General features: G+C 66.6%; 24 protein-coding genes. 7 read left to right on the forward strand and 17 right to left on the reverse strand.

Translation table 11 applies throughout. From position 1 onward, the window contains the following. Nucleotides 1-1,197, forward strand: a 1,197-nt coding sequence (locus ACWEO2_RS19080) for a nucleotide-binding protein (protein WP_452406517.1), incomplete at its 5' end; no start/stop codon positions are given. A 347-nt stretch (nt 1,198-1,544) separates the two neighbouring features. Here ACWEO2_RS19080 and ACWEO2_RS19085 read toward each other — a convergent pair. Beyond that, complete coding sequence (locus ACWEO2_RS19085) at nt 1,545-2,519, reverse strand: GlxA family transcriptional regulator (RefSeq protein ID WP_452406518.1); 975 nt, start codon at nt 2,517-2,519, stop codon at nt 1,545-1,547. Nucleotides 2,520-2,619: 100 nt separating this feature from the next. Between ACWEO2_RS19085 and ACWEO2_RS19090 the strand changes: the two genes are divergently transcribed. Both ACWEO2_RS19090 and ACWEO2_RS19095 read left to right on the forward strand, forming a co-directional pair. After that, nucleotides 2,620-3,051: a VOC family protein gene (locus ACWEO2_RS19090; RefSeq protein ID WP_452406519.1), complete on the forward strand. Its 432-nt coding sequence runs from the start codon at nt 2,620-2,622 to the stop codon at nt 3,049-3,051. 26 nt (nt 3,052-3,077) lie between these two features. After that, on the forward strand, nt 3,078-3,542 hold the full coding sequence (locus ACWEO2_RS19095) for a hypothetical protein (protein WP_452406520.1): 465 nt from the start codon (nt 3,078-3,080) through the stop codon (nt 3,540-3,542). An 85-nt stretch (nt 3,543-3,627) separates the two neighbouring features. Here ACWEO2_RS19095 and ACWEO2_RS19100 read toward each other — a convergent pair whose 3' ends face one another. Continuing rightward, nucleotides 3,628-3,939: a DUF4254 domain-containing protein gene (locus ACWEO2_RS19100; RefSeq protein WP_354951822.1), complete on the reverse strand. Its 312-nt coding sequence runs from the start codon at nt 3,937-3,939 to the stop codon at nt 3,628-3,630. Nucleotides 3,940-4,305: 366 nt separating this feature from the next. Here ACWEO2_RS19100 and ACWEO2_RS19105 point away from each other — a divergent pair, with 366 nt between their 5' ends. Further along, on the forward strand, nt 4,306-5,115 hold the full coding sequence (locus ACWEO2_RS19105) for a GntR family transcriptional regulator (RefSeq protein WP_452406521.1): 810 nt from the start codon (nt 4,306-4,308) through the stop codon (nt 5,113-5,115). Between the two features lie 30 nt (nt 5,116-5,145). Then, on the forward strand, nt 5,146-5,748 hold the full coding sequence (locus ACWEO2_RS19110) for a GNAT family N-acetyltransferase (protein ID WP_452406522.1): 603 nt from the start codon (nt 5,146-5,148) through the stop codon (nt 5,746-5,748). Here the strand turns inward: ACWEO2_RS19110 and eccCa are convergent. The 3 genes from eccCa to eccD are packed head-to-tail and all read right to left on the reverse strand — an operon-like array spanning nt 5,730 to nt 12,693. Next, nucleotides 5,730-9,782, reverse strand: a complete 4,053-nt coding sequence (gene eccCa, locus ACWEO2_RS19115) for a type VII secretion protein EccCa (RefSeq protein ID WP_452406523.1) — start codon at nt 9,780-9,782, stop codon at nt 5,730-5,732. The two genes, ACWEO2_RS19110 and eccCa, sit on opposite strands and share 19 nt — an antisense overlap. Nucleotides 9,783-9,790: 8 nt before the next feature. Then, nucleotides 9,791-11,221 (reverse strand): type VII secretion-associated serine protease mycosin, encoded by a 1,431-nt coding sequence (mycP, locus tag ACWEO2_RS19120; protein ID WP_452406524.1) that lies wholly within the window; start codon nt 11,219-11,221, stop codon nt 9,791-9,793. After that, nucleotides 11,218-12,693, reverse strand: coding sequence for a type VII secretion integral membrane protein EccD (gene eccD / locus ACWEO2_RS19125; RefSeq protein WP_452406525.1), 1,476 nt, complete (start codon nt 12,691-12,693; stop codon nt 11,218-11,220). The genes mycP and eccD overlap by 4 nt, the downstream gene beginning before the upstream one ends. Before the next feature lie 253 nt (nt 12,694-12,946). Between eccD and eccA the strand changes: the two genes are divergently transcribed. After that, nucleotides 12,947-14,767 carry a type VII secretion AAA-ATPase EccA gene (eccA, locus tag ACWEO2_RS19130; protein WP_452406612.1) on the forward strand — a complete coding sequence of 607 codons (1,821 nt, stop codon included), beginning with the start codon at nt 12,947-12,949 and terminating at the stop codon, nt 14,765-14,767. Nucleotides 14,768-14,815: 48 nt separating this feature from the next. Here the strand turns inward: eccA and eccB are convergent, their stop codons facing one another. After that, nucleotides 14,816-16,321 carry a type VII secretion protein EccB gene (gene eccB, locus ACWEO2_RS19135; protein WP_452406526.1) on the reverse strand — a complete coding sequence of 502 codons (1,506 nt, stop codon included), beginning with the start codon at nt 16,319-16,321 and terminating at the stop codon, nt 14,816-14,818. Between the two features lie 225 nt (nt 16,322-16,546). Between eccB and eccE the strand changes: the two genes are divergently transcribed. Next, on the forward strand, nt 16,547-18,280 hold the full coding sequence (eccE, locus tag ACWEO2_RS19140; RefSeq protein WP_452406527.1) for a type VII secretion protein EccE: 1,734 nt from the start codon (nt 16,547-16,549) through the stop codon (nt 18,278-18,280). Between the two features lie 157 nt (nt 18,281-18,437). On the opposite strand, the gene ACWEO2_RS19145 is transcribed toward eccE, so the two are convergent. The 11 genes from ACWEO2_RS19145 to ACWEO2_RS19195 form a co-directional block, all read right to left on the reverse strand. Beyond that, on the reverse strand, nt 18,438-18,731 hold the full coding sequence (locus ACWEO2_RS19145) for a hypothetical protein (RefSeq protein WP_452406528.1): 294 nt from the start codon (nt 18,729-18,731) through the stop codon (nt 18,438-18,440). A gap of 48 nt (nt 18,732-18,779) precedes the next feature. After that, complete coding sequence (locus tag ACWEO2_RS19150; protein ID WP_452406529.1) at nt 18,780-19,082, reverse strand: WXG100 family type VII secretion target; 303 nt, start codon at nt 19,080-19,082, stop codon at nt 18,780-18,782. 67 nt (nt 19,083-19,149) lie between these two features. Beyond that, on the reverse strand, nt 19,150-19,956 hold the full coding sequence (locus ACWEO2_RS19155; protein ID WP_452406530.1) for an ESX secretion-associated protein EspG: 807 nt from the start codon (nt 19,954-19,956) through the stop codon (nt 19,150-19,152). After that, a complete protein-coding gene (locus tag ACWEO2_RS19160) occupies nt 19,953-20,945 on the reverse strand; it encodes a PPE domain-containing protein (protein ID WP_452406531.1) in 993 nt (330 codons plus the stop codon). Before ACWEO2_RS19160 ends, ACWEO2_RS19155 begins: the two co-directional genes overlap by 4 nt. 29 nt (nt 20,946-20,974) lie before the next feature. Beyond that, nucleotides 20,975-21,307: a PE family protein gene (locus ACWEO2_RS19165; protein ID WP_452406532.1), complete on the reverse strand. Its 333-nt coding sequence runs from the start codon at nt 21,305-21,307 to the stop codon at nt 20,975-20,977. A 17-nt stretch (nt 21,308-21,324) separates the two neighbouring features. Continuing rightward, nucleotides 21,325-22,620, reverse strand: a complete 1,296-nt coding sequence (locus ACWEO2_RS19170) for a hypothetical protein (RefSeq protein ID WP_452406533.1) — start codon at nt 22,618-22,620, stop codon at nt 21,325-21,327. A 2-nt stretch (nt 22,621-22,622) separates the two neighbouring features. Further along, nucleotides 22,623-22,934 (reverse strand): type VII secretion target, encoded by a 312-nt coding sequence (locus tag ACWEO2_RS19175; RefSeq protein ID WP_452406534.1) that lies wholly within the window; start codon nt 22,932-22,934, stop codon nt 22,623-22,625. A gap of 135 nt (nt 22,935-23,069) precedes the next feature. Continuing rightward, a complete protein-coding gene (locus ACWEO2_RS19180; RefSeq protein ID WP_452406535.1) occupies nt 23,070-23,369 on the reverse strand; it encodes a YbaB/EbfC family nucleoid-associated protein in 300 nt (99 codons plus the stop codon). 28 nt (nt 23,370-23,397) lie between these two features. Continuing rightward, the gene (locus ACWEO2_RS19185) at nt 23,398-23,739 is read right to left on the reverse strand and encodes a hypothetical protein (RefSeq protein WP_452406536.1); all 342 of its coding nucleotides are present in this window, start codon (nt 23,737-23,739) and stop codon (nt 23,398-23,400) included. 12 nt (nt 23,740-23,751) lie between these two features. After that, the gene (locus ACWEO2_RS19190) at nt 23,752-24,537 is read right to left on the reverse strand and encodes an ESX secretion-associated protein EspG (RefSeq protein ID WP_452406537.1); all 786 of its coding nucleotides are present in this window, start codon (nt 24,535-24,537) and stop codon (nt 23,752-23,754) included. Then, nucleotides 24,534-26,366: a hypothetical protein gene (locus ACWEO2_RS19195; RefSeq protein WP_452406538.1), complete on the reverse strand. Its 1,833-nt coding sequence runs from the start codon at nt 26,364-26,366 to the stop codon at nt 24,534-24,536. The genes ACWEO2_RS19190 and ACWEO2_RS19195 overlap by 4 nt, the downstream gene beginning before the upstream one ends. Nucleotides 26,367-26,406: the final 40 nt, after the last annotated feature.

Below are 26,406 nucleotides of genomic sequence, written 5' to 3' on the forward strand. Positions count from 1 at the left end.
TACCTCCAACCACCCGCCGGAGATCCACACGCCGGATACAGCCAACCACCCGCCGGAGATCCACACGCCGGATACAGCCAACCACCCGCCGGAGATCCACACGCCGGATACAGCCAACCACCCGCCGGAGATCCACAGACCGGATACAGCCAGCCACCTGTTGGGAGCCAACAGGCCGGATACGGGCAGCCGCCTGCCGTGCCGGGGTATGGGCAGTCGGGCGGAATGCCGCAGCCATATCAGCAGGGTGCGCAGCATCCGCATGGACCGCAGCCCTCACTCGATGATGTGCCGTTGCGGCGGGCCAAGAAGTCGCCGAGTAGCGGGTGGCGCAAGGCCGTGCATCACGTATCGGGCGGTGCGATCAATCCCGGGTTGTCCGCGGAGGAGTTGCGGCTGCAGGAACTGGTCGCACGAATCAGGCAGCCGGTGCGCGGTGACTATCGGATCGCGGTGCTCTCGCTCAAGGGCGGTGTCGGAAAGACCACGACGACAATGGGTCTCGGGTCGATCTTCGCCTCCATCCGGGGTGACCGGGTGATCGCGGTCGACGCGAATCCGGACTTCGGCACGCTGTCGCAGCGGGTGCCGTTGCAGACCCGCTCGACCGTGCGCGATCTTTTGCTCGATCCGGCGATCCAGCGCTACTCGGATGTGCGCAGACATACTTCGCAGGGCACCAGCCGACTGGAAGTGCTTGCCAGCGAACGGGATCCGGCAGCGTCGGAGGCATTCAACGACGAGGAGTACCGCGCGGTCGCTCGCATCCTGCAGCGGTTCTACAACATCATCCTGACCGACTGCGGTACCGGACTGATGCATTCGGCAATGGGCGGTGTGCTCGACCTGGCGCATTCGCTGGTGCTGATCTCCTCGGCCGCGATCGACGGCGCGCGCAGCGCCGCGGCGACGCTCGACTGGCTGTCCCTGCACGGCCATGACCACCTGGTCCGCAATGCGGTCGTGGTGATCAACCTGCCGCGTGAGGGTTCACCGAATGTGGGCATCCAGCAGCTGCGCGAATACTTCCTGTCGCGCTGCCGCGCCGTGCACATCATCCCGTACGACTCGCACCTGTCCGAGGGCGCCGAAATCGATCTGCACCGCCTGCACAAGACCACCAAGCGCGCCTACGTCGAACTCGCCGCGACGGTCGCCGACGAATTCGGCATAGACCACCGCAGATACGGTGGCTGACCGGCTGGGTTGAATTTGCGCGCCATCAGCGCGGCGAGTTCTCGAGACTCGCTCCGACGTGCACGCAGTGGCGGGCGAAGCGGCGACCCGCAATGAGCGCCTCCGCGTGCGCGGCCGAGTGGCGGTCGGGGCGAAGCCGCGACCCGCAATGAGCGCCTCCGCGTGCGCGGCCGAGTGGTGGTCGCCCCATGGGCGGATCGTTCAGCGCCGGACAGACGGGCACCAGGTGCACCGGCGGTGCAGCGCACACGCTTCCACGGCTCGGCCCAGGTCGATAACCGCGCCGGGTATCGCGACAGGGCACTCGCAGGACTCGCTGGTATTCGCCAAGGCCGCAATCATGCACTTCACCAAGACAATCGAGACGCCCGCACCTCGGCGATGGATCGGCCGCGGCGACGGCGGAACAGGCCGCGCAGGGTGCCCGCGTTCAGGTAGCCGACCTTGACGGCTACCGCTTCGATGGTCAGGGTTGTGGTGCGCAGTAGCTGGGTGGCCCGTTCCAGCCGCACCTCGTGCACGAAATCTCGTGGTGACATGCCGATTTCGGCCTGGGTCGCGCGTTGCAGGGTGCGTTCGGTGACGCCGAGCCGCTGTGCCGCGTCGGCGATCAGGAACTGTTCGGCGATGTGGTCGCGAACCCAGCGCTCGAATGCGGCGACCAGGGAGTCGTTGCGGGCGATCACCTCGGGAATCGCGCTGTCGAGCTGATTGCGCCGATCGCCGACCACCAGGTATCTGGAGGTCAATTCGGCCAGTGTCGGACTCTGCGCGGCGATCAGCGACAGGGCGAGGTCGATATGCGACAGTGTGGCCGCCGCGGTCGTGAGCCGGTCCGCGCGGCACAGGATCCGGCTCTCGTCCAGGTCGATGCGCGGATATCGGCGCCGGAAGGCCGGGCCGAGCCACCAGCTCGTCGTCGCCACGGCACCGTCCAGCACGCCTGCCTCGGCCAAGTAGAAGGTGCCGGTGCACGCCGCGGCGAGGTGTGCACCGGATTCGTAGGCGCGCGTCATCAGTTGCAGCACCGGCCGATTCGCGGGCGCGGAGACCAGTCCGATCAAACCCTCCGCATCCAGGACGCCCGAGGCGGGGACGACCATCAGACCGATGCCATCGGGCAATTCGGTCATCGGTTTCGTCTGCGCGAGGAAACCGTGCGCCGTACGCACCTGCCCACCTGCGGCCACCATATGCACCCGCCATGGTTCGGGTGCCGTCGCCAGTTCACCGCGTAGCTCATTGGCGGTGGCAAATGTTTGCAGTACGGCGGTGAGTCCGAGATCGGCAACGCCGTCCTGCACGAAGACCGCAACATCCATGTCGGAAACAGTACTGAATATGTCGTATCCGACACTCGGATCCGCGGAATAAGCGCCCTAGTCTTCGTACTACCTATCCGTCCTGCCCTGCGGAGTTTCCATGACGCTCGTCGAAACCTTCGGCATCCACCACGTCCGCCTGACCGTGACCGATCTCGACCGGTCCAAGGCGTTCTACCGGGATGTGCTCGGCTTCCATATCGCCGCGGAATCACCGGGCAGCCCGGATGATCCGCAGGTGCGCACCGATCCCGACCAGCTCTACGGCGGCGTCGTATTCCAGACAAACGGGATGCTTTTCGGCCTGCGCCCGGTGGCCGCAGCAACCGACCGATTCGATTCCGAACGCGTCGGACTGGACCATCTCAGCTTCAGTGTGCCGTCGGTGGACGATCTGGCTCGCACCGAAACCCGGTTGTCCGAGGCCGGAATCGAGCACGGGGAGATCATTCGACTCGAGGCATTCGGCATCGCAATCCTATCGTTCAGCGATCCCGACGGTATCCACCTCGAGCTCACCGCACCGCTGTGAACGCCCCCGCGCACTGTAGTAACCCGATGTCCCGCAGCCGTTCGACGCTTTTCCGCCCGACCGCGGACGCCGCACTGCCGAGCACCAGCGAATTACTGTGCGCAATGAGCGGTCAGCAGGTGCGCGGACATGTGTGCCGGTGGTCGCACGATCTGGTCCGATTGCACCGCATCCGGCGCGAGCGTCCGCAGTCGACCGCCGTAATCGACTGTCTGCGAACCGAACTGGTCGCCAATATCAATGGCTGGGCAACCGAGCACCTGCCGCGTCGATCCGCCGATCTGCTCGACGCCCAACTCGGCGACACCATCGATCGCATCGCGGCCAGCGCCGATCGCGCGTTCCACCTGATGATGACCGAGGATCTGTCCGGAGAACATATGCATGTGGCATGGACGCGACTGGCCGAACTGGCAATCGCCTACGGCGACTTGGTCCGTCAGGCCGAGGACGGGCGGTGGTGTCTGTCCCCGCACACCCGACGCCGCTGAGCGATCGATGCCCGGCACACCGAATCGACAAGGGGCCGTGGCCGGTCCGTCACGAACTGCCACGGCCCCTCGTCAACCCGGGTCGTCACCACTCCGGGAGTCGCCGCCGTCCCGCGAGTATGTCGCGCACCAGATCGTCGTAGGCGTCAGCCAATTCGGCGAGATGATGCCACGCGCTGTGCAACTGGTCGTCATGGGCGTCCAGTGTCATCAACGCGTGGTGGGCGCGTACCGACGATTCCGCGATCCGGTCGATGACCGAGCCGACCGTTTCGGTGTGTAGCGTCGCGCCGAGCCGATGCTGCGGCACACTGCGCGCCACCCAATCGTCGATGGCCATGACCAATTCGACTCTCCGACGCTCGATTTCGAGAATCGTCGCCTGGTCGGTCGACACCGAACCACCGCGGCCGACGAGTCGTCTCTCGTGCAGCACCGCGAGGTCACGGGCGAACCAGAGGAGCGGGCCACCGACAACTCGGTGACCACGGCACGCGCGAACGAGTAGATCCGAGGTCGGAAGCAGCCCGGGAGTCAGGGACTGCACCGTCGAATCGACACATCGCGATGTGCCGGGAAGAGCCATCACAACCGTAGATGAATCCGAACCTGCCACGTTGCCTCGCCGTCATCGCCGCACAACACCTGCTGGATCAGGACGTTCATTACAATAAACCTCTGAAGGCACCTGTCAAGCGTTACCCGGCCGTAGGGAGTCACGAAGAGTACACTTCGTTACCTGCACGACTGACCGAGGAGCAAGATGGCGGACGGTCCGACGTATCACCGGATCGCAGACCTCCTCCGCGAGGAGATCCGCGCAGGCAAGTGGAATGCGGGCGATCGGTTGCCCAGCCATACCGAGCTGGCCGATCAGATGCAGGTTTCGATCACTACCGCGCGCAACGCTATTCAGGTGCTCGTCGCCGAGAATCTGGTCTACACGGCTACTTCCCGTGGCACTATCGTGCGAAACCAGGAAGTGCTGGAATCGGTTGTCACCGACCATATTCGCCCGGATCGGCCGCAGTCGGCCCATGACATCTTCGAAGAGATCGCGCGCGCGGCACACCGCGAGCCGACCAAGGAATTCAGCGCGAAAATGGAACCGGCAAGTCCGGAGGTGGCGCAGTGGCTCGGTGTGCCGGAGGATTCCTGGGTATTGGCCAGGACGGTTGTCCAATATCTCGATAACGAGCCGTGGTCGTGGGAGGTCAGCTTCTATCCACGAGACTTGGCGGAGGCGACCGGCATCGATTCGCCGCACGATATTCCCGAGGGCACGACACGCCGAATCGCGGACCGCGGACAGGCCGAAACCGCACATCGAGACACCCTCGTCGCCCGCCCGGCCAGCGCGGAAGAGGCGATCGTGCTCGGCGTCGCTACCGGCACCATTCTGCTGGATCACCTGCGCATCGGCGCCAATCACGAGCGCATCACACGGGCCACCCGGCACCGCTCGATCGCCACCCGCAACCGGCTCGCCTACGAATTGGGTGACGCCGCGGGCACCGACGTCATCCGACACACCCTCGGCATCTCTTACGGGTCGGGTATCTCCTTGCCATGAAAAATGTTTCGCCATGAATACGGTATTGCCATGACTACCGTGATCCGCCGGGCATCCCTCAGTGATCTCGGCTTGATCTGCCGCCTGCGGATCCAGCGCACCGCCTGGCTCACCGCGCGCGGCTCCGATCAGTGGACCGTGGCCGGACGCGGCCTACCGATCGAGATCTTCGCCAGGTCGGTCGGCCGGTCCCTGGATGCAGGGGAAACCTGGATCGCCGAGGTGGCCGGGGAACCGGCCGGGACGATCACCGTCAACGACCAAGCCGATCCGGGGCTCTGGTCACCGTGGGAACTGGCGGACGCGGTGATCGTGCACTACATGATCGTCGAGCTGCGCTTCGCCGGTCAGCGCATCGGCCACCGTCTACTGGCCCACGCGGCATCGCTCGCGCGCGAACAACAGCGCCATTGGGTCCGGCTCGACGCCTGGACCACCAATACCGATCTGCACGACTACTACCGCAGAGCAGGCTTCCACCTGGCCAGGATCGCGGGACCGGTCACCTCGGGCCCGTCCCGCGCCCTATTCCAACGCCGCTCCGACAGTTGGACATTCGAGCCGATCACCACGGTGCTGACCCGGGTACCGGAGCCGCAGCCCGAGTTCGAGGCTCACAGCGGCGGCAGATAGGCGATCTGCACCATCTCCTGACCTCGGTTGCGCGACACCAGAATGCCGCGGCCGGGCGGCAGTTTCATCGGGCGGACATCGCCGATCAGCTTACCCTCGTCCTTGGGTCCGCTCATGATCAGCGCGTCGACGGACAGGTTCTTCATACCGCCGAGCACATTGTCATAGAGCGCGCGCGAAACGCCGCCGGTGCGCCGGGTGACCACCAGGTGCAGACCGATATCGCGGGCCTGCGGCAGGTATTCCAGCAGCGGGAGCAGCGGATTGATGCCCGCGGTGATCATGTCGTAGTCGTCGACGAGCAGGTAGATCTCCGGTCCGGTCCACCAACTGCGCTCGCGCAGCTGCTGCGGGGTGATATCGGAGCCGGGGATGCGCTTGGACATATATCTGGCGAGTTCGTTGACCATCGGGCCGCAGGTCTGCGATGAGGTGGAGTAGCCGCCGAGATGGGCCTCGTCGACCACGCCGAGCAGGCTGCGACGGTAGTCGATCAGGATGATCTTCGCCTGCTCCGGAGTCGCGTTCTCGGTAATGCCCATGGCGATATTGCGCAGCAGCGTCGTCTTGCCGCATTCCACGTCGGCGAAGGCCATGAAGTGTGGCTCCTGGCCGAAATCCAGCACGAACGGATCCAATTCGTTCTCGCCGAGTCCGACGAGGATCTTCGTCGGCCCGAGTTCGACCTCATGTCTGCGCGCAATCGCCACGACCTCCTCGCGGCTGATCTGCTGCGGCAGCATGCGCACCTCGGGGGCGCGACGGCCGGGGTAGAGCTGCTGCATCTGGTCCCTGGCCTGGGCCGCGCCCTCGGCCAGGGTCTGCGGATCGGAATCGGAATCCAGCCTGGGCAGCGCGATGAGCATATGCAGTTCATCGGGGGTCAGACCGCGGCCGGGGCGGCCGACCGGAACCAGCGCCGCGGTGCGCCTGCCCATTTCGGAGTCCGTCGGATCGCCGAGGCGCAGCTCCACCCTGGTGCCGATCTGATCCTTCACATTGGGCCGGATCTCGCCCCAGCGGGCGGCGCCGATGATCAGATGGATGCCGTACGAAAGTCCCTGTGCCGCGATGGCGGTGATCTGCGGTTCGACGGCGTCGAACTCCTCGCGCATGGCCTGCCAGCCGTCGATGACCAGGAAGACATCGCCGAACTGGTCCGCGGCCAGCGGATCGTTCGGGTCGGCCTCGGTCCCGTTGATGAGCCTGGCCTCCATCTGGGAGTACTTGCGGCGCCGGAACTCCACCATGGACTCGATACCGAGTGCGGCGAAACGCTCCTCGCGCTGGCGCATCAGGGTGGTCAACTCGGCGACGGTGCGCCGCACCCGATCGCCGTCGAGGCGACCGGCAACCGAGCCGACATGCGGCAGACCGGACAGACCAGCAAGACTGCCGCCACCGAAATCGAGGCAGTAGAACTGCACCTGCTCGGGGCTGTGGGTCGCGGCCGCGGCCATGACGATGGTGCGGATGGCCGTGGACTTACCGGACTGCGGACCCCCGACGACCGCGACATTGCCCTGCGCACCGGCCAATTGGATGGTCAACACGTCGCGGCGCTGTTCGTAGGGCTTATCGATGATGCCGATCGGCATCCACAGCTGACCGTGTCGGTTGACCGGGGAGCGCCAATCCGGATCGGGCAGCAGCATATCCACCGTCGGCGACTCGTCCAGCGGCGGCAACCACACCTCGTGCGCCGGACGACCGTGTCCGGTAAGTCGCTTCACGACCACCTCGAGCAGCGTCTCGGGGACGCCACCGCTGTGCGGTTCGTCCTCCGGCTCGGCTCCCGGCGGCGGTGGCAGATCGGGCAGTTCCATGCGCACCGGCTGCGGCCGTTCCCTGATCTCGACCGGCGCGGCGGTGAACACCGTCGGCGACTGACCGCCGACCACCCGGCCGTCCACCTGCCTGCTGCCGCTCGGCGAGACATATGGGCCGGACACGTAAGTCGCGTTGAACCGCAGCGGATCATCGGCATCGCTCTTGAGATAGCCGGAGCCGGGGATGCCGGGCAGGTGATAGGCATCGGTGATGCCGAGCACCGCGCGGGATTCGTTGGCCGAGAAGGTGCGCAGACCGATCCGGTAGGACAGGTGCGAGTCGAGACCGCGCAGCTTGTTCTCCTCCAGTCGCTGCGAGGCCAGCAGCAGGTGCACGTGCAGTGAGCGGCCCAGGCGGCCGATCATGACGAACAGATCGGCGAAATCCGGCTTCTGCGAGAGCAATTCGGAGAACTCGTCGACGATGACGAACAGTGCGGGCAGCGGATCGAGCGCAACGCCCGCCGCGCGCGCCTTCTCGTAATCGGTGACATTGGCGAAATTTCCGGCGGCGCGCAGCAATTCCTGGCGGCGGTTCATCTCACCGGCCAGCGCGTCCTTCATGCGGTCCACCATCGAGAGTTCTTCCTCGAGGTTGGTGATGACCGCGGCGACGTGCGGCAGGGAGTCCAGACCGAGGAAAGTGGCGCCACCCTTGAAGTCGACGAGTACCAGGTTCAGCGCGTCCGGTGAGTGCGTGGTCACCATCGAGAGCACCAGCGTGCGCAGGAATTCGGATTTACCCGAACCCGTTGCGCCGATGCACAATCCGTGCGGGCCCATACCGCTCTCGGCGGATTCCTTGATATCGATTTCGACCGGGGTACCGTCCGGGGTGACGCCGATCGGCACGCGCAGCCGCTCGCGCGCGGTGCGCGGACGCCACACCTTCGACGGGTCGATCTGCGCGGCATCCGGAATCTTGAGCAGCGCCATCAAACCCGGATCGGTCCTGGTGTCATCGCCGAGGCTGACGATCTGCGCGGCGGTCGCGATCCGGAACCGGGCCAGGCTGCGGGCGAAGGCCTCGGCCTCGGCCGCGCTCACCACATCGGCGGTGGCGAATTTCTCGGTGCCCGCGGCACTTTTCGCGCTCACTTCACCATCACCGACCACCAGTTGCAGTCCGCGCCGGGCGGCGAGGCCGTTCTCCGGCGCGGTCAGATCGAGCACGGTGACCGAGTCCAGGCCGGATTCGCTGATCAGCCGCTCGGTGCCGTTGACGTAGCCGTCATCGATGATGACCACCAGATGCAACCGGCCCTGTGTCGGTTGCGGATTGCGCATGAACCGGCCGCGCTCGAGCAGTTCCGAGGCCAGTGCGGTCTCGAGTTCGGCCAGCGATCCGTACATCATCCTGGCCGAGCCCATGCCGTCACGGACGGTCGGATGTTGCAGATGCGGCAGCCATTTCGCCCACGCCCAGACCGGACCGTCGGGATCGGCGCAGACAATGGCGACCGCGACATGGTCGGGTCCGTGAAATGCGGTGAGCTCCATCAGCATCGAGCGCGCCAGCATCCGCGCCGACACGGTATCGCCACCGAGATTGATGGCCGGGAAGGCCCGCAACGACACCGCGGTCGGCAGTTGGTGCACCACCGAATGGGTACGCACGAAACGGCGCAGCGCCACGGTGGAGACCGGCTCCAGGTCCTCCAGCGGTCCGGTCTCCGGGCGGGCCAGCTTCGTCGCCAACCGGTGGCTGCCCACTCCGACCCGCACATGTCCGAAGTCCGGATCGTTCGGGCGACGTTCCCACATCCGGCGGGTGCCGACCACCGACGGCAGATCGATCGGTTCCGGATGACTCCAGGACAGCGACTCCAGCTGCTTGGTACCGGTGCGGCGGACATCCTTGCGCATCTGGTCCAGATACCGGAAGTAGTCCTTGCGTTCCTCGTTGAGTTCGCCAGCGCCCTTGGGGCCGTTGCCCCGCATGCCGAGCATCATGCCGCCCATCGACATGAGCATCATCATCGGGAACATCATCATGAACGGGTTGGCGAGCAGGTTGCGACCCATCATCACCATCATCGCGATCATGCCGACGACGGCGACCACCATGATCACCGGCATCAATTTCATGATCAGCGGTCCGGGCATGGCCCGCTGGATCTCCGGCGGCGAATTCAACGCCACCTCGCCGCCCGGCGCGCGCGGTGGGGCGATGCGGGGGCGGCGCACGAAACCTTCGGTAACCATGGGTCCCTCTACAGCTCTGTTTCGGAGTCGAGGTCGGCGGAGTCACGCGACCGCCGGAACGGAATCGACAGGGCCGCACCGAGTCCCAGCACGATCAGGCAGGTGACCGAGCCGATGACCGCGACGCGACGCGGCAGTGGATCGGGTCCGGCCGGATGTAGCGGGGCCGCCATGACGCGTGGGGTGTCCGCGCCGGTTCCGATCGCCTTATCCGGCAGCTGCGCGGTGAGCGCGGCCAGTGGATCGATGAGGCCGTGTCCGACCCGATCGTCGTGACCCGGACCGGGCGCGTGCGCGGTGCGGGTGATCCGCTCGATCACCTGTCCGGCCGTGAGTTCCGGGAACCGGGACCGAACCAGTGCGGCCAGCCCGGCGACATAGGGTGCGGCGAAGCTGGTGCCCTGAATGGATCCGGTGCCCTCCTGGGTGATCGCGCCATTGACCAGTCCGGTACCGCCCGGCTTGTTGTCGAGCGAGACGATATTGCGTCCGATGGCGGCCGCGCCGACCCACGGACCGTGCAAGGACAGTGCCGAGGGCGAGCCGTTCGGATCGATGGAGGCGACCGTCAGCACGTAGGGCTGGAACCAGGCCGGACTCGCGATGGTCTGCACGCTGTCCCAGCCCGAACCATCGTTCTGCTTCTCGCATGCGCCGCCGTTCTCCACATTGCCCGCCGCCGCGACTACCACCACATTGTGGTCGTAGGCGTACTTCACCGCGGCACCGAGCGGGACGTCGGCGGTGTCGGTTCCCACTGCGCTGCAGGAGACTTCGGAGATATTGATGACGGTCGCGCCCATATCGACGGCGCGGACCACCGCGGCGGCCAGCGCCAGCACACTGCCGTAGCCGGAGCGCACCATGGCATCGGGCGGCTGATCGCCGCCCGCGCGGTCCTTGCGCTCATAGTGCGTGCTCAGCTGGCGGATGCTGAGGATCTCGGCCTCGGGTGCGACGCCGACGAAGGCGTCGTCGGGGCTCGGCCGCGCCGCGATGATGCCGGCGACCAGGGTGCCGTGACCGTCACAGTCGGCGGTGCCGTCGGAATCGGAGACGTAGTCGCCGCCGGCCTGTAGCGCGGGCAGGCGCGGATGCCGGTTCACACCGGTGTCGATGACCGCAACCTTCTGTCCGGCACCGCGGCTGAACTGCCAGGCCGCTGGCAGATCGAGCACGCGCTGCGGCAGCGGCGGCTCCGCAGGGGCGCCACCGATGAGCGAGAGTTCGGCGCAGACGACCTTCTGCTCGGTCGGCTCCAAGGGGGCGGGCCGCCCGCTGAGTGCCTGTGCCGGTCCGAGCGCACCCGAGTCGATCGTCGGCGGCGGGATCGCGCCGACAGGCGCGGATGAGCCGAGGATGGCCGCGCCGAGAACCGCGGCGGCGCAGATGATTCCGGTCCTGCGCCGCCAGCCGGGCTTGCTCGCCCGAGCAGTCATAGGTTTCTGGCCATCGAATACACGCCCATGATCCACAGCACCAGCGGAATCACCGCGATGATGAGCAGATATTCGGTGATCTCCATGGCCCGCCGGGTCACCGGCGTCACCTCGAGGTGCGGGCCGATCACGCCGAACACCACCACCGCGGCGGCGAAGGCGAGCAGCAGCACACCGGCCAGCAACAGCAGATCCGAATCGCCGAGGGCCAGGCCGGTGATCAGGCCGATGATGATGACGGCTCCGCCCGCGATAAGCGCACCGGCCTGCACCAGATCGGCGAAGGAACGGCCGCGCAGACTCACGATCATCGCGGCGATGGCGGCCAGCGTAATCCCTTGCCAGCGCGCGGATCCCAGCGGATCTGCGGCACCGAGCGCACCGACCACCGCCGCGATGGCACAGGCGATGAGCATGCCGGTCTGGTACTGATTGGCGGCCCTGGCACGCTCACCGAGTCCGGCGGCCGAGGGCAGCGCGGTGGCGCCGATCGCGCCGATGCCCTCGATGGTGGGCCGCGGTTCGTGATCGGCCGGATCGATCGCACCGCCCGCGGTCGGCACCGGCGGAATCGGCAGCCGGGCCAGCACCGCCGCCAGCCGCGGCACCGCCGAGATCAAGGTGATCGCCACCACCAGGATGGCGGCGGAGATCTTCGGCAATTCGAAGTCCCAGACCATCCGGCACAGTGCGGCGACGCCGCCGAAGAGCGCGACGGTCACCGCGGCCGCCGCCAGCGCGGCACCGGTCGCGGTGGCGCGATAGATCACCGCCGCGGCCACCAGCGTGACCGAGCAGCCGAGCAGCAGATGTGGACTGCCCAGATCGCCGGGCACGAAAAGCGCTGCGCCACCGAAGAACAGCAGCAATGCGCACAGCGACAACCAGGTGGCGGTCAATTGGTCCGCGTACCTGCGCGCGGCGATCGCCGCGGCGGCCGCAGCGACTATGCCGACGCCGGTCGCGAGGAACGGCGCGGCGAGACCACCGCCGTGCGCGCGCCCGGCACCGAGCAGCAGCAGCGCGAGCAGCACCGCCGATACCGCGGCGACCAGACCGGTCCAGCGTGCCGCATTCGGCGACCAGCCGCGGAAATCGGCTGCGGTGAGCCGGGATACGGCATCGATGACATCGTCGAAGAGCGCGGGCGATTCCTTCGCGGTAACCGCGCGCAGCACCAGCAGCTCACCGTCGTACACCTCGGCCTCGGTGAGGCTGCGGCTCGGCGCGATGGCGTAACGGCCCAGGCGGGCCAGCGTCCAGTGTTCGGTATGCAGCGGGGTGCCGCCGTCATCGCTCTCCACCAGATCGGGATTGCGAGATTCGATCAGGGTGACCAGATCACCGATAAATGTGGCGATCGGCACGGTCGCGGGGAGCCCGACATCGAGCTGGGTATTTCCACCGATGACAGAGACTCGGCACAGTTCGGGTTCGGCGGCGCGAGTGCCGCCACTCAACGGCTCGGTCAATTGCGTAGCTCTTTACCGAAAGATCCGAACACTTGCGCCCAGTCCCCTACTTGTCGAACCAACACTCGGTTCCACTCTCGCACGAACGCTCCCGTGTGGCATCCGGTTGTCACACACTTTGCAACCTATCGGTAGCAAACATAATGTATCGGACGAGCCGAGCCGACGCGATCGCTAAGCTGGTCGGAAGATGAACGCGGCCAATCGCGTACCAAAATAGATAGTCCAACCAAGACTTCGGGGTTTGACAGCAATGACCGGCAACCGCCAAGCACAACGGGCCTTCGACGCCGGAATCCTGTCGCTGGGCCTGACCATCGACGGACAGGAATCGGCTCGCGATCTCGAGTACGCGAAACTGGCGTTCCAGCGCGCCACCGAGTGGGATCCGACCATGTGCGACGCCTGGCTGGGCCGGGCCGCGGCGGGTGAGGTCACCACCGAGGTGCTCTACAACCTGTACAAGAACAGCGCGACAACGCTTTACCGCGAACAGCGGCGGCTCGGGCTGCCGCAAAGGGCATTGGCCGGACGCTTCCTCGCCGGGTTGTACATCGACTATCCCCTGGCCAGCTACACCGAGATCTGGCTGGCCCAAGCGGCACAGCTGATCTCGGAGAAGGAGTACGACGAGGCCGAGCGCGTGCTCAACGAACTCGCCGGGCACCGCGCCTCGATGCTCTCCGATACCGATCGCGAAATCGACGACCGGATCTGCGCATACATCCGTGGCGTACTGCATTTCAACACCCAGCGCTGGCCCGATGTGATGGCCGTACTCGCCGGATCCGCCGAATGGGACGATCCGTATCTCGCGGCGGGCGCACATGTGATGGTCGGTTCGGCCTGCGCCCAGCTCGGCCTGTTCGGCGAGGCCATCCGGCGCATGGAGCAGGCCGAGGCCGGTCCGATTCCGGCGGCGCGCACGACCGCCATGTTCTGCCGCGGCCTGTGCCTGCGCGAGACCGGTAAGGAGGCCGAGGCGCAGGCCCTGTTCGAGAAGGTGTATTCGCAGGCACCGGATTTCGCCGCGAATACCGCCGCCATGCGCGATCGCACCTACCGGCTCACGGTGACCAGCAAGGAATCCATCGATGCGCGCACCGACCGCTGGGATCCGGCATCGGCGCCCTCGGTCGAGGCCATGCAGAACGCCGATGCCGAGGACCGCGCGAAAAAGATTCTGGCCGAGGCGCGCGCCGAACTGGATTCCCAGATCGGCCTCGAATCGGTGAAAACGCAGGTGGCGAAGCTGCAGGCGACCGCGCAGCTGGCCAAGATCCGGGCCGAGAAGGGCATGGCGAGCATGGCCCGCGGCAACCATCTGGCGTTCACCGGACCGCCCGGCACCGGTAAGACCACCATCGCCCGGGTGGTGGCCAAAATCTATTGTGGTGTCGGACTTCTCAAGACCGATAAGGTCGTCGAGGCCAAGCGGGTCGACTTCGTCAGCCAGAATCTCGGCGGCACCGCCATCAAGACCGACAAACTGATCGATACCGCCATGGACGGTGTGCTGTTCATCGACGAGGCGTACACGCTGATCCAGACCGGCCTGCAGGGCGGCGACGCCTTCGGCCGCGAGGCGGTGGATACGCTGCTGGCCCGCATGGAAAACGACCGTGACCGGCTGGTCGTGATCATCGCGGGCTATGACGGCGAGATCGACCGACTGCTCGCCGCGAACGACGGTCTGGCTTCCCGATTCGCCAAACGCCTGCAGTTCCCGTCCTACACCCCGACCGAACTCGGCCAGATCGGCAGCCTCATCGCGCGCTCGCGGGATTCGGAGCTGTCCGATGGGGCAATGGAATTGCTGATCGAGGCGTGCGGGCGGCTGTACGAGGCCGAGCGGGTCGATCAGAGCGGTCAGCCGCGTCGCGGCATCGATCTCGCGGGCAATGGTCGCTTCGTACGCAACATTATCGAATCCGCCGAGGAGGAACGCGAATTCCGGCTGGCCAATGACGATTCGCTGGATCTGAGCGCGGTGGACGAGACGGTGCTGATGCGGATCGAGGCGCCGGATATGCAGGCAGCCCTGAGCAGCGTGCTCGCCTCGCTCGGCGTTTAGGAGCTGGCTCGGCGGGCATAGCTGGGGCCTGGAATACCCGGACCGCGATCAGTTTCCGACGGGCAGGATGTCGTGCTTGACCAGCGCGTCGTTCTTGGACAGCGTCGGTCCCGGCACCAGTTGGCCGATGATCGACCAGGGGGCCAGCCGGGGGTCATCGCTCAGGCCGAGCACCTTCGCGGTCGCAACGTCCGGGATGCCGTAGCGGATTCCGTTGTCCGCCACATAGAACAGGCCACCGCGACGCAGACTGCCCGGTTCCGTTCCGGTTACCTGTACGAACTCACCCGATGCCGGTGGGATGTAGGCGGCATCGACCCGATCTCCGGTCCCATCGGAGGTTGCCAGGCTCACCGGCTCGGCCGCACCGGGCAGCGGCACCCGGTTGCCCGCGAGCAGGCCGACCGCGGCACGGTCGGTGGGACTTTCGTTCGCCTCGTTATCGGGCCCGCGTCCCTTCGCCCAGCTCAGACAGGTGACCGGGGCATCCTCGGCGGACAGGATCTTCGGGGTGTTCGCCGGGAAGTGGTCGAGGGCGAGTCGGTGCAGCACTGGCATATTCGTCAGCACGTCCGGCGGCTCCGCCTTGATCTCGCGCATGCCCTGGGAATTCGCGGTGCGGATGACCTGTGCGGCGAAATCGGTGATCGGCTGCACGCCGTCGGCGAGTACCAGGTACAGCTGGGACTGATCGTTGCGGCCCATGCCGCCGACGGCGATGACACCGCCGACCGGCACATCGGAAAGCTTTGCCGGACCCGGCTGTCCGGCCTGCGGAATATCCGGTACGGCCAGCGGCGGAACGGCGATCGCCGCATCCAGCAGGCCGGTGCCGACCGGCCGCGACTTGAGTCCGGCCAGATTCAGCGAGCGGGCCAGCACCGAGTTGGCCGGGTCGACCTCCGCGCGTTTGCCGTCGTAGATCAGATAGGTCTTGTCATTGCGCTTGACCAGCAGTGCGTCCGAGGGGCCGAGGGTCCGAACACGTTCGTCCAGTTGGGGTTTGCCCGCGAAGATCGTGGTTTCGACGCCGGTGGCCGCGGCCGCGCTGCCGGTGAGCGAGAGCTGCACCGTCTCGCACAGCGACCAGTCGGAACGACCGCTCTGCTCGGAACCCGGCAGTGCCGCGGGCGCGCCGGGAATACCGAGCATCGGGCCGCGCGGCAGCGACGAAAGCTTCGCGTCCTTCACCGATTTGGGTGATTCGTTGCTCCCGGTGATCAGTCGGGCCGAGGCCAGGTTGAGCACCGGATGCAGGCGCTTATCGTCCTTCTTGTCCTCGGACTCGGCCACCACCACATACAGGGCACCACTGTCCTTGCCGATCACGATATTCGCGTCACCGATCGCGCCCTGTGGGCGCAGGAACGCCAAGATGGTCGCGCCGGCCACCACGAGCAGGCCGAGCACCGCGCCGACGAGCATCGAACGCAGCTGAGATCGCATGGGGTCGTGCAGCATCCGGATATCGCGGCGCACCAGCGCGTGATCGAGCCGCCGCAGCAGAAAACGGTAGCCGTTGACCTGAGCCTTGGTGGTCAGCTGAGCAGGCACATGGTCTCCATCGGACTACGGAAGGAACAGGATATTTACAGTATCGTTCGGCGCGCCCGTGTCAATCCAGCGACAATTCAGCAAACCGTCACTGTGCCAACGAACAAACAGGTGGCGCGGTAGTGTTATCGCAATACTGGTCCGATTATCGTGGACGGGGCTGTGAACAAACGCGATACCAACTCCGGAGCGAAGAACCGTAAAGAAACCGGAAACGAAAACTCCGTGAACACAACGCACACAACGCTGCGTGATCCGGAATTCTGGCTGCTGCGCCAAATCCCTTTGCGACGCATGATTCCGCTCGCACTGTTCGCCGCGACCGCGGCCTGGATCACCGCCGCCTGCCATGCGCCGACCGCGGCCGTCATTGCCGTCGGCGCGATCGTCCTTATTGTCGGCGCGGTACCGGTGCGGCGACGTGAGCCACGCAATATCGCCGGAATGCTGGCGCGGGCGATCGCATTCCGGTGGCGGCGCACCCGGCCCGGCCCCGCCGATACCGGCCAGGCCGCCTTCGACGTACCGCTGCCCGAGGGCGGCAGTTACGGCGTGCGCTGGGATGGCAACCTGCTGCTCACCATGCTGCGCATCGACCCGCCGCCGGATGCGCTCACCCTGCTGCGGCGCGGTTCGCTGTCCACCGACCAGGTGCTTCCGCTCACCGAAATCGGTCGCTGCCTCAGTCAATTCGATATCAACCTGGCCTCCATCGATGTGATCAGCACCGGCGCGCGGACCGCGGGCGGCGGCCCGGTAGCCCAGCTCTACGACCGCATCCTCGGCCCACTGCCCGCCATCGCGCATCGCACGGTCTGGCTGGTGCTGCGGCTGGATCCGCTCGCCAATGCCGAGGCCGTCGGCAATCGCGGCGGTGGCGGCGCTGGCGCGCTGCGCACCGCGATCATCGCGACCCGCCGGGTGGCCAATCGACTGGCCGCCCGCGATATCTCGGTATCGGTGCTGACCGCGACCGAAATGAACAGCGCGGTGCGTCGACTCACCCACGGCATCGCATTGGACGCCTTCGCCGAAACGCCGAAGTCGCTGGTACACCAGGGCATTCACCTCACCAGCTACGAGATCGGTCCGGAGCTCATCGGATCGCGCGGCTTCGCCGATATCTGGGCCACCCCGAGCCTGACCACCACAGTGACCGTGCGCCTGCGGCCCGGTGCGCGACGGCCCGGCGATGGGCGCGAGTCCAACTCCCCGCCGATCACGCTGGGAGCACTGGTCCGCTTCGATACCGTTGCCGAACCGGACGAGCCGCCGGTGCCCGGCCTGCGCACCCTGCCGGGTGAACAGTTCCGCGCCCTGCTGGACAGCCTGCCCGCCCGCACCGCCCGCCGCGAAGGCGACAGCGCGGGCGACTACCGCGGCCCACTCGCCGCGCTCGACGGTATCGCGGTACCGACCGCCGGATGCGGTCAGCTGATCGGCGCCGACGATCTCGGTCAGGGCATCGCGGTGCCGCTGATCGGCGACGGCACCCGGCATCTCGAGGTGATCGGGCGGCTGGGTCTGGCCCAGCAGGTGATCCTGCGCGCGATCGCCCTCGGCGCGCACACCATCGTGCACACCGACCGGCCCGAGGCCTGGCAGTCCATGGTCGCGAATGTCGGTGCACCGCATTCGCTTTCGCTCGCCCCGCGGTTCGCCGGTGCGGGGCAGCACAGCGTGCCACCGCAGCCGGGCGGCGGCCCCATTCCCAGCGCGACCGTCGTGGTGTTCGATGGCATCGCACCCACCGCGCTGACCGGTGGCGCGACCATCGTGCATGTCCGTGCGCCGGAGCAGCCCGACGGCCAGTTCGATGCCGATATCGTTCTGGTACAGGATATTTCGGCTCCCAACATGATCACGGTGCGAACCTCGACGGCGAGTGCGACGGTCAAAATGGTGACCACCCCCGACGAAATGCGCTACATCGGCGAATCCCTGACCGCGGCGCGGTAACCGCGAACCACGGTGACCCCGAACGGAATCCGGCCGATCCGCGAGCACAGCGCTGGTGGACCGGCCGGATGGCTGACCTTTTCGAGCGACCCGCAAGCGATCGCTACGGCCTTTTCGAGCGACCCGCAAGCGATCGCAACGGCCCTATCGAGCGGACTCAGGCCCCGAAGCCGTCACCGATCTTGCCGTCGGTGCCCAGCGCACGATGCAGCGAGCTCTCCACGGCCGCCGCGACATTGTTGAGCGAGGTGAGCGTGTCGCCGTACTCGTTGTGCCAGGCGTCGTAGACGGTCTTGAAGCTGGCGTGGGCCACGTTGCCCTCCCACGCCACCTTGAGCACGCCGCCCGCGTCCTCCATATCGCTGCCGTACTTGACCAGGTCGCCGTGCAGCGTGACCAGGTCGTTGAACAGGGCCATCATCGGGCCCTTGGCGTATGCCATCGTCGACATGATGAGTTCCTCCGATTCGAAGACTGATTATTGTTGCGGCGCAGTCGATTACAGGCTGATGTGCTGGAAACCCTCTTGGTTCTGCTGCTCCATCTGGATGTACTGCTGGGTACCGTGACCGACCTGCTCGGTGATGGCGTTGAGCTTCTTGTGCAGCTCCTGGGAGTGCTGGGCCCAGTTGGTGGAGGCCGCGACGAACGCCGCCTTCGCATCGCCTTCCCAGTGGGTCGCCGCGGCGACCTCGTCGTCGATCTTCTTCAGCGTGCGCTGCATGTTGTCGACCGCCGCGGCCATGAACTCCTCGGCCTTCTTCGCGGTCGCCTCGTCTACGTGTACACCTTCACCACTCATCGTGGACACCCTCTCCTGTAGTGATTCCAATGCCCGGAAACGATGTCGGGTGACATCGCCGGAAGGTTTACTGCGGAAGCCACCTTCCCCCGGGCAGAGATTCGATCAATGCCGAAATCGCTTGCGCGATACGGTGATCGGTGCCCGGTGTCACCGTGGACCAGACCAGCTGATCCGCAGCAATACCGGGCGCGGCCACAATGCGACCGCGTCCGGTGTCATAGACCGCGACCGCGCCGGGCGGCCGGGTGGTCGTGCCGTCGAGATGGGCATAGGCCACGATCTCGGCGAAGCAGTGGCAGGCGGCGAAGGCGAGCCCATAGGCGGTGGCGTCGCGGTCGGCGACGCCGAGGGCATAGACCGCGTCCGCGTAATCCGCGGAGGTCTGTGCCGCCGCGAGCCGCTCGCTCAGTTCGCTCGACAACGCACTGAAATTGACGACCTCCGCGGGCGTCGCCGGGCCGAGCGCGTCGACCAGCGGCCGCATCAGCGCCTGACCCGATCCGTCCGCCCATATGGCGCGCACGTCGAAGGTGTCGCCGGTACGCACCGCGACGGCATGCTGTTCGCCGCGGCGGGCCAGGCAGATTCGGGTCACCGCGGGCGTCGCATCGGGCGCGGTGCGGTAGATCCGGGCCACCAGCTCTCGGTCGGGCTGGGCCAGCGTGAACATGGCATCGGCCAGTTCGGGTTCGACATCGCCCTCGGCATCGAGTACACCGGCGCCGACCAGTTCGGTCCGCGCGCGGCGCTGCGCCCTGGTCCATTCGTCGAACGACTCCTGTTGCGGCCCAACCGATAGCACCAGCGGTAGGGTTTGCACGCCGAGCCGTTCGGCGACCGCGAGCAGGCCGTCGTTGGTCATGGTGGTCATCCGGCACCTCCCGAGACCGTCCGGCCGGTCGCCGTGGCGGGCGCTTCCGGCGCGCCGAGTACGGCCGGGGCGGAGACGATGCCGAGGTCGGCGCCGATGGTGTCGCCGGTCACCGCACTCGCGCGCGGTGCGTACTCCTCGTCCTCGCCCGACCCGGCCGCCCCCATCGCCCCCGGAACCATGGGCAGTGCACTGGAACTCGCGTTGGTGGTTGTCGAAACCGGTTGCGGTGTCGTCATTTCCACCGGTTGGGGAGCTTCGTTGAGAACCGGCGCGCGATAGGGCTGTAGTTTCGCGGCCGCTGCGATGGCACCGACCCCGCCCGGCATGAACATGCCCGGCGTGACGACAGGCATTGCGGGCATGCCGGATATGGCCGACTCCGCGGATACCGTCGTGCTCGCCTCCTCGGCCGCCAGTGCCGCGGGCGATGCGATCACCGGCGGTTCCTGCTGAATCCACGGTGTCGCAAGGGGTTCGGTCGCCGCCTCGTAGGTCTGCATCACGCGCGAGGCGGCGGCCTTTGCCATATCGGCATCGGTATCAGCACTCGCCGCCACGGCCTTGATCGGTGCGCCGAGTGCGCCGCCGATCGATTCGAGCATGCGCTGCACGGCCTGGATGGCCGCGATCTCGGCGCTGTGCGGCATGGTCAGCCGGGCCAATTCATAGGCGGCTGCCTGAGTTTCGGCGCGCACCGCGTTATTGCCGGCGGCCGTCGCGGCATCGGCGAGCCAGTCGCGCAGTATCGAGATCCGGTCCAGTACCGGGCCACTCGTGGTGGACTGCCATGCGCCGCGCATCGACGCGACGATCAGTTCGTATTCGGCAACCGCCGTACCGAAACCGGCGGCCAACCGGGCCCACGCGGCACCGGCCTCGGCCATCGGTACCGCGCCGGGACCGGTGGACAGTTCCCGCGCCAGCCGATCCGGCTCGCGCGCGTCCCAGACCACACCGGTGAAACCGGGCTGCGGTGGTTCGATCATTGTTGCTCCGTGTCGTTTTCGATGTTGTCTCAGGCCGCGCCGGGGATGCCGAAGTCGGCGGCGCTGTCGTTCTCGGCGCGACCGAACTGCGCGGCCTGCGAGCGCAGTGTCGCGGCCAGCTTGCGCAGTTCCACGATTCCGGCGGCCGCGCTCTGGCCGTAGGAGTCCGCGACATTGCTCATCGTCTGTGCCGCGCGCACCGACACCTCATCGGTACCCGCGGGCGGCACCGTCAGCGCGGGCGAGCCCTCTCGCAACTCCGCCTCCAACCGGGCCGCCAGTCCGTCCAGCCGGGCGGCGGCGTCGCGGGCCGCCACCGGATCGAACAGCACACCATTGAAATCCGTACCGCCGCTTGCCATGGCAACCTCCTGAACCGTTAGAGGGTGAGTTCTTTATCGGGTGGTGGCTCCGAAATTTGTTCGGCCGCGCCGACCACCGGCAGCGAGACCCCTTCGATCGGACCGACGACCTCTTCACCGTGTTCGGCATTGACCAGGAAGGTCGGCATATCGCCGCCCGCATCCCCGGCCCCGCGCGCACCGGCGGCACCAGCCCCGCCGTAGGGCATCATGCCCGGACTGCCCGGAGCACCTGGTGCACCGCGCACTGCGGCGGCGGGTTCGACTGCGGCGGAACCACTTCCGGATGGACCGAAGCCGGCGACACCGCTGAGCCCGGCAGCGCGCGGACCTGTCCACGGACTCAGTGGCGTGGAAATCGGTGCCGCGCCGATACCGCCGACACCACCACCACCGCCACCCGCGCCGCCGCCACCGCCACCGCCGGTGCGCTCGGCCTCTTCCCGCTCCTTGGCCTCGCGTTCCTGCTCTTGTTTCGCGGTGGCGTCGGCCTGCAACTTCTGAGCCTGCGTCGCGCTCTGGGTGGCCACCTGGGTGAGCGTCTGCGCGCCGGTCTGCGCCATGGTCATCAGCGGGGTGAGCAGCTGCATCACCTGCTGCATCGAGTCGACGCCCTTGGGGGCGTCGGTGACCTTGACCTTCTTGCCCGCCGCGGTCATATTCGCCGAATGCGCGGTCATTTCGATCCGCGTCTTGGTCACCACCGCGACGCCCTCGGTGATCGCCTCCACCGTCGCCGCCGCGATAAACGCCTGTCCACCACCGGTGGCCAGCCACGGCGAGGCCGCGGTCACCGTGGCCATGTACTTGGCGATGACGGCAGCGAGCAGCGCGCCACCGGTCGCCACCGAGGTCGCGCCGCCGACCAGCGTCGCCTTCTCGTGTCCGCTCTGGGCGGCCAGTTCCGCGCCGTTCTTCGCGGCCTGTCCGCCCTTGTTGGCCGCCTGCATGGCGGCCAAGCCCTGCCACAGCGACATCACGGTCTGCAGCGCCTGGGTGCCGAGCTGGATCGCGGTCTGCGCAGCCTGAGCGGTATCGGAGAGCACCTTGGTCGGATCGGGTCCACCGCCCGCGCTCGCGCCGAGCGTTCCGGTGCCGAATCCGCTTGCCATATCGGTGAGCGGGCGGGCCAGTGCGGCCAGATCGATCACCGGCAGGGGCGGCAATTCGGGCAGCGGTGGCAGCCCGTTGATATTGGGCAGGGGCCCGAGACCCATATCCCGCAGAATGTCATTGACCGGACGATCGATAAGCGGCGCAAGGGCACTGCCACGCAGTAGATCAACGATCGACGGGTCCAGCGGCGCGTTCATTATCAGACGCCAGCAGTGTCGAATTCGGTGCCGGACGCCGCCTCAGCCGCCTCGTAGGCGGCGGCACCCTGATGCGCCGTCAGCGCGGTACCCGCGTGCACACCGGCCAATTCGAACACCGAACTCACGTGATTGGCCTGCGCGTAGGCGAAGGCCATCAGGAAGTCCTGGCCGATCAAGCCGAAAACCGGCGCGGCCGCCGCAACGGTTGCGACCTGATCGAACGCTCCTGCGGTTGCCACCCCGGTTGCCATCGCTACCGCCGCGTCCCCGTACGCGCGAATCGCATCAGGTGTTGCTACGACATCGCTCATCGTATTCCCCGATCCAGTAATGCAATTGACCGACTCATAGAACCTATCAATCAGGCTGCAATGCCTGAAAGCAAATTTGCACAAACTTAAGGTTCTTGACAAAAGTTCTACGGGGACCGAATGAACGTCGGGTGTCTAGTCGGCAACTTCCTCGTTGAACGCGGTGACCAGTTCGCTACGGCGTTCGAAGGCGCGCCGCACCGCCGCGGCCGCGGTCGCCACCAGTGTCGACTCGAACTCGGCTGGCGTCATGGTCGAAACGGCTTGGGAGAACTGCAGATCCAGCAGCGCACCGTTGCCGTCGACCTCGACGGTGATGGAGCCGTCCGGCGCGGTCTCCCGGCCGCGCACCCCGGCCATATCGTCGGTCAGATCCCGAATCCGGTACAGCCGCCGCTGCACGCTGGCCATCAGTTCGTCCATGGTCTCGTACATGCCGAAAGCTCCTCTCGCACAACGGGGACTACACCTCGCGCAACCAACTGTCCGGCTCGGTCTCGTACTCCTGCTCCTGCGCCAACTCTTGGCGTGCCACTTCTTCGGCGGTCAGCAGCCCGGTCAGCGCCAACATATCGGCGGGAACCCCCGCCGCCGCCAACTCGGCCCTACGCACCATCCCGGCCCGATTGGCGGCCTGCTTGCACAGTCGCAACACCTCCGCCGCCAGCCCTTGCGGATCCCGCCGCAGTTCGGCGGGCTCGATCGAAATGCCGAGCGGCAGACCCTGTTCGGTGGTGCGCACGGAGATCGCGCCGCTGCGGGAGGTCGCGGTCCATTCGGGCAGGCCCGGTTGCGTTTCGTCCATGGCGGCCGCCTTTCAGACTCGCTCATCCTTGATCGCACGGACAATGGCGGCGATCCGCGCGTTGATCATCGTGGTCAACCGCCGCTTATCGGCGGCAACGGCCACCGGCGGGCTCTGATCATCGATCGCGTAGCGACCGTCCTCGTCCAGATCGCGCCATTCCAGCCGATGCCGGGTGACCCCGCGCGGGCCGAATCGCGAACGGCCCTGGACGATGTCGATGCTTCCGATGCTCGGCGTCGGCGTTTCGAGAAAGCGTTTGGCCCGCTCGGCGACCGGATCGTCGAAGGAGTCGTGCACCGCCGACTTGCCGAACGAATAGTCCAGCTCATCGTCGCGGTCCGCGCTGGCGAGCACCACATCGGACAGCTTGCCCGCATCGGTCTCGGGCAGTGCCGCGACGACGGCATCGCCCAGCGCGACGGCGTCGCATTCGGCCACGGTGAAACCTCCGGCATGCCAATAGGTTTTGCCCGGCAGCTGGGTAACGACATAGCCGCGGGTCGCTCGCCGGACAGCGAGCACCCGCAGCAATGTCACCGGCTTACGCGGCTCCCGCCCATCCCAACCGTTCACCGCGATCCAGATATCGGGATTCACAATCGCGGCCATGGCATCGTCGAACGAACCGTTCAGGCTGCGGCCGACCCGTTCCAGCGCCTCGAACTTCAGCGCCTCGAATTGCTCCTCGGTCGGCACGTCCGTGGTGAAGCAGAAGGGCCACGGCAGCGCCTCGCCGAGCTCCGCGAACCAGAGGGCGTAGAACTCGAGGTCGGTGAACTTCCAGGTCCGATTCATTGCTCCACAACAGGTTTGACGACGACGGGCGCGTCGCCGAGCGCCTCCTCGATGTGCTCGACCGAATCCAGGTACGCGGCCCGCTTGTGTTCCTTGTTCTGACCACCGGCACCGTGGCCGGCGGGTCCCATACCGCCGGGCGTGCCCGGCTGCCCCGCGGCCGCCAGGCCCGCGCGTGCGGCGGTCGCGGCCCCGGCGGCTTCACCGATTGCAGCGCGTGGGAACAGTTTGGAACTCAGGCTATTCGGCGAAAGAAGACCGGCGCCAGCACCGCCGCCCGCGCCACCACCGGCGCCCTTACCCGCGCCACCACCCGCCTTGAGCGCGTCCTTGCCCAAGGCCGATAGCGCCGAGGGCAGCCCGGCCAGCCCGGCCGACTGCATATCCTTGGCCGCCGCGGCCTGTGCCTGCTGTGCGGCTTGATCCGCCGCCGACTTCGCGCTGTCCAAACCCTGTTTCAGCGCGTCTTGTGCCTGGGAGGCGGCTTGTTGCGCGGCTTGCTGGGCTTGTTGCTGTGCGGCTTGCTGCTCCTGCTGGGCTTGTTGCTGCGCGGCTCGATGTTCGGCCTCCTGGCGCTGCTTCTCGAGCTCGGCCTGCTGCTGTTTGGCCTGGGCCTGCGCCTGATCGAACGCCTTGCGCTGCTCGGCGGCCGCCTGCGCCGCGCGCTGCCGTGCGGCCGCGCTATCGGCCGCCGAGCCACCGTTGCTGCCACCGGTTCTGCCGTTGCGCGGATCGCTGGGGTGGGTGGTCTTGGGGTCCATACCGGGGATTCCGGTCGGTGGCGGCAAGACCGGCAGCACCGTGCTGGACAGAACGCCATGCCGGTACCAGGCTCGGAATCCATCCTGGGCCGTTTTGGCGGCCGCGCTTTCCTGTTCGGGGGTAACGGCCGCGTACTGTCCGGTTTTGGTGTCCGGCTGCGGCAGGGTCTGGCGGAAATTGATCGTCCACATCGCCCCATCGACCAATAGCCCGCCGACCTTGCGCATATCGCCGGTCAGTTGCTTACTCGCACCGACGTATTTATCGACCGCGCCCTTCGCCGCGTTGGAGCCCTCCCCCTTCCACCGCTCCTTGACGAGCAGATCGATATTGCTGGCCAACTCGGCGAAACCGGTTTCGAGGCGGGCCGCCATCCGGATCCAGTCACCGCCCATCGACAGCAGTCCGTTGGGCTTATCCACCAGCGCCCAGTACATCTGGGTTGCCTTGTAGTAGGTGAAGGATTCGGCGGGCTCCAGATGCGGATCGACGACCTGGGTCGCCGGGCCGTTTTGTTCGAGCGGTTTGCCATCGAATTTGCCACCGTCGGCCTTCGGCATATCGGGATCGACATCGACCCAGGTGTATTGACCACCCGCGCCGCTCTGCAACTTCCGCTGCATGATCTGGGTGGCGTCGTCATGGATTTTGGGCGGGGTTTTGTCCTTGATGTCCTTGAAGATCGATTTCGATGTCTCTTCGGACTTCGTGACCATGTGTCCGGCGATGATGAATGCCTCACCGAGAGCCTGCAGCGATTTCTGGTACTCGGGCAGCTTCTTGTTGATCAGGTCACCCGCCACGGTGGCAAAAGCGTCCGAGAGGATCTTGCCCGAATTCAAGCTGCCGAAATGGTCGACGGTCTGCATGTCCTTGTACTGATTCATGCCTTGGGCAAAGCTGGGCCGGTACGGCCCCTTCGTATCTCCGGCGGCGATGTCAAAGAAGGTCATCGCGTCGGCGATGTACTGCACCGCATCGGGCGCCACCTTGGGATCGATCTTGAACACGCCGCTCTCCGCCTGGTGCTTCAGGTCCAACCACGGGTTGCTACCTTCGCCAGCCATCGGTCAACTCCTGTCCCGCTCGGTGCTGCCTCGACGCGCG

The sequence above is a fragment of the Nocardia sp. NPDC004278 genome, from assembly GCF_053602975.1.